The sequence below is a fragment of the Streptomyces sp. NPDC021356 genome (genome assembly GCF_040641015.1).
GTDB lineage: Bacteria > Actinomycetota > Actinomycetes > Streptomycetales > Streptomycetaceae > Streptomyces.
This window is the reverse complement of record NZ_JBFACU010000002.1, coordinates 388,792-400,280: the sequence shown is the minus strand read 5'-3', so window position 1 is coordinate 400,280 and position 11,489 is coordinate 388,792. Positions and strand designations below refer to the sequence as shown.

At 71.7% G+C, this 11,489-nt stretch carries 11 protein-coding genes and 1 pseudogene; 4 read left to right on the top strand and 8 right to left on the bottom strand.

The annotated features are described in order from the left end of the window. Positions 1-49 precede the first annotated feature (49 nt). Together AB0G56_RS04000 and AB0G56_RS03995 are read right to left on the bottom strand one after the other, a co-directional pair. Complete coding sequence (locus AB0G56_RS04000; RefSeq protein WP_360963186.1) at positions 50-247, bottom strand: DUF397 domain-containing protein; 198 nt, start codon at positions 245-247, stop codon at positions 50-52. Next, positions 226-1,071 carry a helix-turn-helix transcriptional regulator gene (locus tag AB0G56_RS03995; protein WP_360963183.1) on the bottom strand — a complete coding sequence of 282 codons (846 nt, stop codon included), beginning with the start codon at positions 1,069-1,071 and terminating at the stop codon, positions 226-228. Before AB0G56_RS03995 ends, AB0G56_RS04000 begins: the two co-directional genes overlap by 22 nt. 159 nt (positions 1,072-1,230) lie before the next feature. Here AB0G56_RS03995 and AB0G56_RS03990 point away from each other — a divergent pair, with 159 nt between their 5' ends. Beyond that, entirely contained in the window at positions 1,231-1,530 is a 300-nt protein-coding gene (locus AB0G56_RS03990; RefSeq protein ID WP_360963181.1) for a hypothetical protein, read from the top strand. A gap of 121 nt (positions 1,531-1,651) precedes the next feature. Continuing rightward, positions 1,652-2,157: pseudogene (locus AB0G56_RS03985) on the top strand (DinB family protein). Between the two features lie 34 nt (positions 2,158-2,191). Here the strand turns inward: AB0G56_RS03985 and AB0G56_RS03980 are convergent. The 3 genes from AB0G56_RS03980 to nadA form a co-directional block, all read right to left on the bottom strand. Further along, complete coding sequence (locus tag AB0G56_RS03980; protein WP_360963178.1) at positions 2,192-2,458, bottom strand: hypothetical protein; 267 nt, start codon at positions 2,456-2,458, stop codon at positions 2,192-2,194. A gap of 146 nt (positions 2,459-2,604) precedes the next feature. Then, complete coding sequence (locus AB0G56_RS03975) at positions 2,605-4,095, bottom strand: ATP-binding protein (RefSeq protein WP_360963175.1); 1,491 nt, start codon at positions 4,093-4,095, stop codon at positions 2,605-2,607. Between the two features lie 187 nt (positions 4,096-4,282). After that, on the bottom strand, positions 4,283-5,467 hold the full coding sequence (gene nadA, locus AB0G56_RS03970; RefSeq protein ID WP_360963173.1) for a quinolinate synthase NadA: 1,185 nt from the start codon (positions 5,465-5,467) through the stop codon (positions 4,283-4,285). A 336-nt stretch (positions 5,468-5,803) separates the two neighbouring features. On the opposite strand from nadA, the gene erpA reads away from it, so the two are divergent. Beyond that, complete coding sequence (erpA, locus tag AB0G56_RS03965) at positions 5,804-6,160, top strand: iron-sulfur cluster insertion protein ErpA (RefSeq protein ID WP_360963170.1); 357 nt, start codon at positions 5,804-5,806, stop codon at positions 6,158-6,160. 97 nt (positions 6,161-6,257) lie between these two features. Here erpA and AB0G56_RS03960 read toward each other — a convergent pair whose 3' ends face one another. After that, on the bottom strand, positions 6,258-8,141 hold the full coding sequence (locus tag AB0G56_RS03960) for a hypothetical protein (protein WP_360963167.1): 1,884 nt from the start codon (positions 8,139-8,141) through the stop codon (positions 6,258-6,260). Between the two features lie 280 nt (positions 8,142-8,421). Continuing rightward, positions 8,422-8,652: a hypothetical protein gene (locus tag AB0G56_RS03955; RefSeq protein WP_360963164.1), complete on the bottom strand. Its 231-nt coding sequence runs from the start codon at positions 8,650-8,652 to the stop codon at positions 8,422-8,424. A gap of 131 nt (positions 8,653-8,783) precedes the next feature. Here AB0G56_RS03955 and AB0G56_RS03950 point away from each other — a divergent pair, with 131 nt between their 5' ends. Further along, positions 8,784-9,755, top strand: a complete 972-nt coding sequence (locus AB0G56_RS03950) for a carbohydrate kinase family protein (RefSeq protein WP_360963161.1) — start codon at positions 8,784-8,786, stop codon at positions 9,753-9,755. Positions 9,756-9,806: 51 nt separating this feature from the next. On the opposite strand, the gene AB0G56_RS03945 is transcribed toward AB0G56_RS03950, so the two are convergent. Continuing rightward, entirely contained in the window at positions 9,807-11,186 is a 1,380-nt protein-coding gene (locus AB0G56_RS03945; RefSeq protein ID WP_360963158.1) for an aminotransferase class V-fold PLP-dependent enzyme, read from the bottom strand. Positions 11,187-11,489: the final 303 nt, after the last annotated feature.

Here is an 11,489-nt window from a genome sequence, read left to right as displayed (position 1 = left end):
GCCGGGCTCCCCTCCTGGGAGCCCGGCCGTTCCGCATCTGCTTCGTTCCCTACGCCTTCAGGGAGCGGACGAAGGCGTCCCAGACGCCGGTTGGGACGACGATGATGTCCCCGTGAGGGGTCTTGCTGTCGCGGACGGGGACGGTGCTGGGGAAGTCTTCGGTGATCTCGACGCACTCGCCCCCGTTGGTGTTGCTGTAGCTGCTTCTGCGCCAGCGGGCGACGGTCAGCTCGGGGGTGTGTCGCATGACGTGTAGTCCTCCATCGCCTCTCGAATCAGCTCCGCCGAGGCAACCGGCGAAAGGGCGTTGGCGCGGAGCACTTCGTACTGCCTTCGCCACTTCTTCGCCGACTCCCGGTCCTCGTAGAGGTGTCCGACCTGGATGCCCTCTTCGTAGACCACCGTGGAGCAGTTGGGAAGTGTCAGCAGGGTCAGTGCGCCGCCCATCAGCGAGTGTGGACCCGCGCTGAAGGGCATGACCTGAACCTTGCTCTCCGGAGTATCCACCTGCACGAGCAGCCAGGCCAGTTGTTCGTACATGCACTCCCTGCTGCCGATCTGCCGCCGCAGTACGGACTCGTCGATGATGGCCCACCGCAGAGGCGATTCCGCCTCCCGCAGCCGACCCTGCCGGGAGAGGCGGGCGTTGACGCGCTCTTCCACCTGTTCGCGGGACAAGTCCTCCTGGCGGCTGAGAAGAGAACGGGCGTACCCCCTGGTCTGCAACAGCCCCGGCAGGGCCTGCGTCCCGTAGTTCTCAATGACGTCCGCCTGGGCCTCGAAGTCCATGAACCGGCGGTACTGGTCGGGGTGGGCCTCGCGCTTGGCGAGTTCGTACAGTCCCCGGAAGTGCTTCTCCGTGCCGAAGGCGGCGTCGAGCCGGTCGGGCAGGTCGGGTGGCGGCATCAGCTCGGCGGTCTCGATGCGGGCCAGGGTGCTCTTGCTGGAGTTGAGGATGTCGGCGAGCTGGAGCAACGAGAGCCCGGCGGCGTCGCGATGGCGACGCTGCTCGGCGCCGAAGTAGTGGCGGGCGGAGAGGTAGGGGGTGAGGGTCTGCGGCTTGAACGCCATCGGCGTGCCTCCTGGCTGGGTCGTCCCGTCCTCAACGCTGGGACGCGACGGACCTGTTGTGGCCCTGTGTCTCAGCGCAACGATGACGACACAGAAGGTAACGACAGGAGATCCGGGCCCGCAGCGAAACGCCCGGACCTCACCGGAGGGAGCGACGTGATGATCCTCGACGGACGGGACGGCACGCCACTGAGGCTGCTGCCGTGGACGAGACCGGACGGCGCCCCGTGCTACCTGAGCACGGACGACCCGTACAGCCGCCTGTCCCGCCTGGCCGACGAGGTGGAGGCGGACCTGCTCGACTCGGCGGAGTTCGTCCTGGCGGAGGCGAGACCGTTGCTGGCGGACGAGGCAACGAGTGAGGGGGAGTTGCGCTTCGCGGGAGTACAACTGGCGGCGGCCCTGACGGACGCACTGAGGATCGCGGCGAGCAGGGGAGCGCGGTTGCCGGAGGCCTGATATGTGGTGGGCGTAGGCAGTCGAGGACGTCCACGATGCGATCATGACGTCGAGCGAGCGCAACGAAGAAAACGAAGAAGCGGTGGTGACCCGGTGGACCCCTTCCACGGTCCACCCCGACATGTGGGTCGACCCGGTGGATGACCCGCGCGAAAGCGAAGCCGAGATAGTCGACGAACGCGGCGCGCTGCTGGACGGTCTGCGCCACTTCCGCCTCACCGTCGAGATGAAGTGTGCGGGCCTGGACGCCGAACAGATGGCCCGCCGCTCCGTACCCCCGTCCACGATGTCGCTGCTGGGCTGGTGCGGCACATGGCCGAGGACGAACGCCACTTCCGCAGAATGGCCGGCGAGGACTCGCCGCGGATCTACCGCACCGCTGAGGACCGTGACGGCGACTGGAACGGCGCGATCGCCTCCCCGGCGGTCGTGGCGGACGCGTGGCAGCATTGGCGGGCCGAGGCAGAGTTGACCGACCGCTTCATCGCGGGCTTCACCGACCTCGGCACGCGCACGGGGGAGGCATCGCTCCGCGAGATCCTGGTGGCACAGATCACCGAGTACGCCCGGCACTGCGGCCACGCCGACCTCCTCCGCGAACGGATCGACGGCCGAGTAGGCCAATGAGAACAGGGGATTGCAGCCCGGCGCTGCGACCCCCTCACCTCGCCCGGCGATTCCTCAGGTCGGCGAGCCAGCCCCGCACTTGTTCGTCGTCGTGCAGGTAGCCGCCCCCGTTGCCGGAGGGAACATCGATCCCGTGGAGCCGGTTCAGCGCCCACCAGGAGAGGTCGTCCCGGACGATCCCGTCCTCCATCACCCACCTCGCCGCCCAGCGGTCGGCCTCGTCCCGGGACAGCCGACCCGCAGCAAGCTCGATGAAGCGATTCTCGATCTCGTCGAGGGTTGGCCGGCAGTCGGCATCCATACTCTGACCGTAAAGGCAGGGCGGACCTCAGCTGACGCCGTATCGGTTGCCCGCTGAACGAGCCCAGGACTGCAGGATCGTCGCCGACTTCACCTCGAACCTGGGGTCATACGGGCGGTGAAGACACCGGAACCGGCATCGAAGGATCACGCCCCGCCGTACAGCCGCCCCAGGTCGACGAGGACCACTTCGCCCCGCGCCGCCGCTGCCTGGAGCGCCGGTGTGAAGCCGATGCCGCTGTAGCAGGCCGGGCGGGTGTGGCTGGTGTCGATGCCGCGGGTCGAGAGCAGGCCGAGGATGTGCCGGAGGCGTTCGAGGTGGCGTACGTCCATGACCTTGTTCCACTTCGCCTCGCCGACCGACAGCAGGATGCCCTGGTCCTGGCCGACGGCCCCGCGCACGACGACGTCGACCTCGTGCGAGGTGCGGGCGGCCGGGTCGGGGACGCTGCCCGCGCTGACGTCGATGGGCAGTCCTCCGAAGGTCTCCGCGTCCGCGTGCCAGGAGACCCATTCCCTGCACAGCCGCTCGAAGTGCGGGCCCACGACCTGGCTGAGGAAGGTCTCCTGGGCCCGTTCCCAGACGGCGGCGGCCCCGCGCCTGTGAGCGAGGAGGGTCTGGCTGGGGCGTACGACGGCGTGGTGGAACGCGATCAGCGGCTCGGCGATGCGGTAGGCGCTGCGGTTGCCGTGGAACGCGTCCGGTTCGGCGGTGAGCAGACCGCAGCGTTTGAGGACCGTCAGCGGCTGGGAGATGTCCGTGGCCTTGCGGCCGACGGCACTCGCGATGCCGCCACTGGTGTGGTTGCCGGTGGCGACCGCGGCGAGGACGGAGTGGTAGAGGGACCGGTCCCGTACGTCGGGCTCGGCGGCCAGCAGGAAATCCGCTTCGCCGTACAACGGGCGGGCGGGGTTGAGGACGGTACGGCACACCCAGGCGTCGAAGTCGCCGGGACCGTCCGGGGTGTCGTCGTCGACGAACTCGCGGCGGTAGGCGGGCGTTCCGCCGACCACGGAGTGCGTGAGCACGGCGAGCCGCGGGTCCTCGATGTTCCAGAACTCCGCCGCCTCGCGGTAGCCGAGGGAGTGGACGACGAGGTCGAGGTTGGCACGGCCGTACAGCGGCGAGGTGCCGGAGAGCAGGCCGCCCATGAACGACATGGCGCTGCCGCACAGGATCAGACGGGGATGGCGTTCGAGGTAGCGGCCCGCGCGTACGCCCAGGGCGGCCTGGAGGCGGGAGGGCAGCGAGGGGTCGTTGCGGACCAGGTACGGGAACTCGTCGATGACGACGGTGACCGGACGGTCGGCCGCCAGTTCGAAGAGGAGTTCCAGGGCCTCGCCCCAGTCCCGGGGACGGGCGGGGGCACTGGCGCCGGTGTAGCGGGCGACGGCCTCGCCCAGGAGGCGCAGCGACTCGGCCGCCGAGGCTTCCAGGGCGGCGAAGTAGAAGCCCCCGGTCGCCTCGGCCAGGGCGTTCAGCAGGAAGCTCTTGCCCTGGCGGCGGCGCCCCGAGACCACGCCGAGGCGGGGACCGGCGCCCTCGCTCGTCGCGAAGGCGGTCAGTTCGCTCCACTCCCAGTCGCGGTCGAACATGGCGGACGGCTTGGGGATGCTGCGGTGCTTGGGGCGGGCCACAGTGCCTCTTCGATGCTTCGTGGTGAGACGTATTAGGGACGTATATCTAAGAAGTACATCCCTAAGAACGCCGCCGCACCCCTCATGGTCACGGCCCGCCCCTTGGCGGGGGGACAGGGAAGGGGCGCTTCCCGGCCGTCGGCAGCCGCCGGGAAGCGCCCCTTTTCCATGCCCGCGCGGAGGCCTGCTACGGCAGCGCCAGCATCCGTTCCAGCGCCAGCTTGGCGTAAGCCTCCGTCTCCTTGTCGACCTGGATGTGGTTGACCAGGTTGCCCTCGGCCAGGGATTCGAGGGCCCAGACCAGGTGGGGGAGGTCGATGCGGTTCATCGTCGAGCAGAAGCAGACCGTCTTGTCCAGGAAGACGATCTCCTTGCCCTCGGGGGCGAAACGGTTCGCCAGGCGGCGGACCAGGTTCAGCTCCGTGCCGATGGCCCACTTGGAGCCGGCCGGAGCGGCCTCCAGGGCCTTGATGATGTACTCCGTCGAGCCGACGTGGTCCGCCGCGGAGACCACCTCGTGCTTGCACTCGGGGTGCACCAGGACGTTCACGCCGGGGATGCGGGCGCGGACGTCGTTCACCGAGTCGAGGCTGAAGCGGCCGTGCACCGAGCAGTGGCCGCGCCACAGGATCATCTTCGCGGCGCGCAGTTCCTCGGCGGTCAGCCCGCCGTTCGGCTTGTGCGGGTTGTAGACGACGCAGTCGTCCAGCGCCATGCCCATGTCCCGCACCGCCGTGTTGCGGCCCAGGTGCTGGTCGGGCAGGAACAGCACCTTCTCGCCCTGCTGGAAGGCCCACTCCAGGGCCCGCTTCGCGTTCGACGAGGTGCAGATGGTGCCGCCGTGCCTGCCGGTGAACGCCTTGATGTCGGCCGAGGAGTTCATGTAGGAGACGGGAACGACCTGCTCGGCGACGCCCGCCTCGGTCAGTACGTCCCAGCACTCGGCGACCTGCTCGGCCGTCGCCATGTCGGCCATCGAGCAGCCGGCGGCGAGGTCCGGCAGGACCACCTTCTGCGCGTCGGTCGTCAGGATGTCCGCGGACTCCGCCATGAAGTGCACACCGCAGAAGACGATGTACTCGGCCTCCGGACGCGCCGCCGCGTCCCGGGCCAGCTTGAAGGAGTCGCCCGTGACGTCGGCGAACTGGATGACCTCGTCGCGCTGGTAGTGGTGGCCGAGCACGAAGACCTTGTCCCCGAGCTTCTCCTTGGCGGCGCGGGCGCGCGCCACCAGGTCCGGGTCGGACGGGGCGGGGAGGTCACCGGGGCACTCGACGCCGCGCTCGCTCCTCGGGTCGGCCTCACGGCCGAGCAGCAGCAGGGCGAGGGGCGTCGGCTGAACGTCGAGCTCCTGGGTCTGGGCGGTGGTCACGACACGCACCCTTTCTACTTTTCGTCGAATTGACGTTATCTATCATAACCGCTTCACGTCACTTTGACGATGCCCATCATGTCCATGTGACGTGAATCCCGGTGCCACCACCGCTCCCGCCGACCGGCGGTCCGACCGGCCGGGCTGCAGTCCGGCCGGTCGGTCGTCCGGCGGCCCGCCGTCCACAGGCTCTGCCCGGTTCCCGGCGGGTGTGCGAGCATGAAGGGGGCGAGCATGGACAAGAGAACAATCAAGTGCCCGGCCCGGAATGAATCCGCGGCCTTGCCGGTTGCACTCGTCGGCAAGCAGTCTCCGTACAACCCGGGAGAGATGTAGATGTCCGTATCGGACGAGACCACCACCGTCACCGACGGCATCATCCTGACCGACGCCGCCGCGTCGAAGGTCAAGGCCCTGCTCGACCAGGAAGGCCGCGACGACCTCGCCCTGCGGGTCGCCGTCCAGCCCGGCGGCTGCTCCGGCCTGCGCTACCAGCTCTTCTTCGACGAGCGTGCGCTCGACGGGGACGTGGTGAAGGACTTCGGCGGCGTCAAGGTCGTCACCGACCGCATGAGCGCCCCCTACCTGGGCGGCGCCACCGTCGACTTCGTGGACACGATCGAGAAGCAGGGCTTCACGATCGACAACCCGAACGCGACGGGCTCCTGCGCCTGCGGCGACTCCTTCAGCTGAGCCGCGGCCCCGGCACTGCCGGGAGCACGACGGCAGACGAACGGAAAGGCGGCAGCCCCCGCGAGGGCTGCCGCCTTCCGTTCGTTCCCGCCGCGGCTCACCGCACCGGCGTCCCCGACTGGGGCAGTCCGGCGCCCGCCGCCCGGGAAGGAACGGCCCGGCCGTCCGGCCCGACCACCGACCGGCCGTCCAGCGGCCGGTCCAGGTGCACCGTCCGGTGGTACACCTTCGCGATCATGATGCAGACCTTGCCCTGCCACGGCGTCTCGGTCACCGTGACGGTCACCCGCCCGGACTCCTCCTTCGCCGTCACCCGGTAGTCGGCGCACACCCCGCCCTCGAAGGTCACCGTGAGGTCCTTGCCGTGGGCGCTGTAGCCGGCCGGCCGCACCTCGCGGGTGGCCGGGGCGGCCGTACTGCCGGACCCGTTCGATACGCCCGGCGCGGCCAGGTACTTCGGGTCGACGGCCGGATACGTCACCGTGAAGGCGTCCTGCCCGGTCGCCCCCCGCACCTGGAACAGCCAGGACGGCACCAGCGCCTGCCGCCCGCCGGACGGGTGCGCCGCCAGACCGAACACTGCCTTCTCGATGCTCAGGGTGTCCCGCGCGCCGCCGCCCCGAGCGGACGTGGCGCTGCCCGCAGCGGACGCCCCGCCGCCCGATGCGGACGTGCCGTACGGTGCCTCCAGCCGGTCCTTCAGCGGTACGGGACTCGCGCAGCCGCCGATGCCCGTCCGGTGGCCGGTACCCGGCTCCGCGTTCATCAGTTCCAGCGTCCGGCGCGCGCTCAGCACGGGATACGTGTCCGTCTCGACGGGTGCCTTCAACCGGCCGCTGCCGCCGATCACCTCGCCCTGCGGGCCCACGGTCAGGCTCGTCGCCCAGCCGTGGGTGGGCAGCCCGCCGACGACCGGGTCGGCGTCGACGACCCGCTGCGCGCCCATGATGCCGCTCGCGTCCGCCTTGGCGGCGTCCTGCCCGGCCGCCTTGAGCACCGGTGCCGCCGCCTTCATCGCGGCGGCCACGCTCACCGGGTGCGCGGCGGGGGCCACCGGGTCGTGCGCGCACAGCACGCCCTTGCCCTTGCAGTCGTCGGTACCCGGCACGTACCGGTTGAACGTCCAGTTCCCCGGCGCCGACCGGCCGACCCGCAGTACCGGACCCGCGCCGTCCTTCACGTTCCCCACCTGCCAGGCCTGCCCGTCGGTCACCGGCGTGCCCGTGACCCCGAGCGCCGCGGCGAGCCGAGCCGCCTCGTCCCGTGTGACCTCGCCCCGCGCGGTGTACACCGGCGCCGAACCGGGACCTGCGGGCAGTGTTCCGGCGGCCTGGTAGACGGCGCCGTACGGGTTGGGTTCCCCGGGCGCGATGCCGTTCGCGCCGCCGGTGCCGCCCGTGCCACCCGTGCCACCCGTGCCCGCTTCCGTGGCCGTACCGGTGGAGACGTGGTCGTCCAGGACGAGCGGCGGGGGTGTGCCGTGTCCGCCGGACGCCGCCGTGCCCGTACGGTCCTCGTTGCCGCCGGAGGCACCCGTGGCGAGGTATGCTCCGCCGCCCACCAGCAGCACGGCCGCCGCGACCGAGGCGGCGACCAGCGGCCCCCGCCCCCGCCGAAAGCGCCCGCCCCCGCCCTCGCCGGGCTCTCCTCCGTCGCCCTCGTCCTCGCGGTCGCCGCCCTCGCCCCGCCCGCCGCCGGGCCCTCCGCCGTGACCGTCACTCCCGCCGGCACCATGTACAGGGCTCGGCGCAAGTCCGTTCTCGGAGACTTCCGTTTGCCCCAAGGGTGCCTCGGCGGATCCTGCGCCCCTGGCCGAGCCGGCGTCGCGTCCCGCCCCCGCGACCTCGCCGCCGCCCGCGCCGTCGTCCGCACCGGGCCCGCCGCGGGGGCCGACGCCTGCGGCGTCCCAGGCGCCGACCGCCGCCTCCACCGCGTCCTCGTCGCCGGGTCGCTCGGGTCGCTCCGGTCGCTCGGTGTTCACCGCATCGCTCCTTCGACTGCACAGCACCGTCCCGGTGTTTCTGACCCGGCCCTGACAAAGTCACCGGCCGACGGGTCGTACACCGCCTCCCTCATACGGGGGACGGCGATGGGACGTGCCGGGGGAGCGCCCGGTTCCACCCGGTGCCCACCGGGTACCGAGCGCGCCGCTCGGCCCCGTAGTCCGACGCGGCCCCGCGGCCGGACTCAGTCCCCGTAGTCCGACGCGGCCCCGGAGCCGGACTCAGTCCCCGTAGTCCGAAGCGGCCCCGGAGCCGGACTCAGTCCCCGTAGTCCGACATCGACTCCAGCAGCCGGGCGGAGGAGTCCGGGACCGACACGCCGTGGATGCGGGCGGGCGAGACCGGCCCCGGCCGGGAGGCGGCGCCGCCGCCGTCCCCGTCCGGCGCCGACCAGCGCGGGGCCATCCGGGCGCAGTCCCCGCGCAGGGACGCCAGATCACCCTCCAGGTCGGCCGGGGCGGGGGCAGCATGGACCTCGTGGTTCGTCATGACCGAACCGTAAGCACGTCCCGGCCCGCCGAGAAAGATCTACTATCGGGTAGTTTCGCCCGCTTCAGCGCCCCGCACGGAACGGGTAGCGTGAACTGTCAGTCCCTCCGCCCACCAGGAGCGTCCACGCCGTGCGCATCGCAGTCACCGGCTCCATCGCCACCGACCACCTCATGACCTTCCCCGGCCGCTTCGCCGACCAGCTCGTCGCGGACCAGCTGCACACGGTCTCCCTCTCCTTCCTGGTCGACCAGCTGGACGTGCGGCGCGGCGGGGTCGGCGCCAACATCGCCTTCGGCATGGGCCAGCTCGGCACCGGCCCGGTGCTCGTCGGCGCCGCCGGCCCCGACTTCGGCGAGTACCGGGCCTGGCTGGACCGGCACGGCGTCGACACCGCCTCGGTCCGCATCTCCGAGACCCTGCACACCGCCCGCTTCGTGTGCACCACCGACGCCGACCACAACCAGATCGGCTCCTTCTACACCGGCGCGATGAGCGAGGCCCGCCTCATCGAGCTGAAGACCGTCGCGGACCGCGTCGGCGGCCTCGACCTGGTGCTGATCGGCGCCGACGACCCGGAGGCGATGCTGCGGCACACCGAGGAGTGCCGCTCGCGGTCCATCCCGTTCGCCGCCGACTTCTCCCAGCAGATCGCCCGGATGGACGGCGACGAGATCCGGATACTGCTGGACGGCGCGACGTACCTGTTCTCGAACGAGTACGAGAAGGGCCTCATCCAGACCAAGACCGGCTGGAGCGACGCCGAGATCCTGGACCGCGTCGGCCACCGGGTGACCACCCTCGGCTCGCGCGGCGTGCGCATCGAGCGCTCCGGCGAGGACCCGATCGAGGTGGGCTGCGCGGAGGAGGAGCGCAAGGCCGACCCGACCGGGGTGGGCGACGCCTTCCGCGCCGGATTCCTGTCCGGCCTGGCCTGGGACGTCTCCCTGGAGCGCGCCGCCCAGGTCGGCTGCATGCTGGCGACCCTCGTCATCGAGACGGTGGGCACGCAGGAGTACCAGCTGCGCCGGGGGCACTTCATGGAGCGCTTCACCAAGGCCTACGGCGACGAGGCGGCCGACGAGGTGCGCGCCCACCTCTGACCGCCGGCCCGCCCGCGGGACGACAGCGTCCCGCGGGCCCCGGCGAGGTCCTCAGGAGACCCTGCGGACGACGTACGCCGTACCGCGCTCCGCCCTCTCCTCGCCGACGTACTCCTGACCCCGCATCTCGCACCAGGCCGGGATGTCCAGGCGCGCGGCCTCGTCGTCCGCGAGCACGCGGACCGTACCGCCCACCGGCACGTCCCCGATGACCTTCGCCAGCTCGATGACCGGGAGCGGGCAGCGCTTGCCGAGGGTGTCGAGGACCAGCTCCCCCTGGTGCGCGGCCGCCCGGGGCGCGGGCGGCGCGCCCAGCTTCTCCCGCACCCCGGCCACCACCCCCGGCAGCACCGCCAGGAACCGCTCGACGTCCTCCTCCTGCGCCCCCGGCGGCAGCGACACCCGGACGTTGCCCTCGCTCAGCACCCCCATCGCCTTCAGCACATGACTCGGGGTCAGCGTGCTGCTCGTGCAGGAGGAGCCGGAGGAGACCGAGAAACCCTCGCGGTCCAGCTCGTGCAGAAGCGTTTCCCCGTCGACGTAGAGACACGAGAAGGTGACGACACCGGGCAGCCGGCGGACCGGGTCGCCCACCACCTCCACGTCCGGCACCAGCCGCGGCACCCGCGCCCTGATCCGCTCCGTCAGCTCCCGCAGCCGTACGGCCTCCGCCGCCGCCCCGGCCCGCACCGCCCGCAGGGAAGCCGCCGCCGCCACGATGGCCGGCAGGTTCTCGAACCCCGCCGCCCGGCCCGACTCCCGTTCGTCCGCCGGTCCCCGGAGCGCGAACCGCACGCCCTTGCGCACCACGAGCAGTCCGACTCCGGGCGGCCCGCCCCACTTGTGCGCGCTCGCCGTCAGCAGCGACCAGTCCCCGGCCACCGGCCCCCAGCCCAGCGACTGCGCCGCGTCGACCAGCAGCGGGACGCCCGCCGTCCGGCAGGCCTCGGCCACCTCGGCGACCGGCTGCTCGGTGCCGACCTCGTGGTTGGCCGACTGGAGGCAGGCGAGCGCGGTGTCCGGGCGCAGCGCCCGCGCGTACGCCGCCGCACCGACCGCACCACCCCGGTCGACCGGGACCCGGGTGACCGTCCCGCCGTCCGCCTCGTGCGACTCTGCCGAATGGAGCACCGAGGAGTGTTCGACGGCTGACACGATCAGGTGGCGTCCGACGCGGCGCCGCCCGGTCAGCGCGCCCGCGACACCGGTGTGCACGGCCCGCGTGCCGGACGAGGTGAACACCAGCTCGTCGGCCCGGCACCCCACCGCTTCGGCCGCCGCCTCCCGTGCCGCGTCCAGCAGCAACCGCGCCCGCCGTCCCTCCTTGTAGAGCCGGGCGGGATCGGCCCACCCCTCGTCCAGGGAGGCGAGCAGCGCCTGCCGGGCGACCGGATGCAGAGGAGCGGCGGAGGCCGCGTCGAAATAGACCACACCGCAACGCTAAGCGCCCCGAGGGCGCGCGGGGAACCGCGCGACCAGCCACGACGTACCCGTGTCCGCCGCGCACGACGGAAACCACCCGAGCCGGACCGCGCCCGACCTGCCGTCACATACCGACGCACCCGGGGACATCCCACCCCTTCGGGGTGACCCGCGGCGCGTATGGCACCCTCCCCGCGACCCGCCCGAAGGCGTCCAGTAGGGTTTGGTCCGCATAAACATCCAAACCCCTGCCCGACGCAGGGCGGCGACCGACCAGCGAGAAGGCAGGCCGCAGCCAACCGCGCGGGCGAG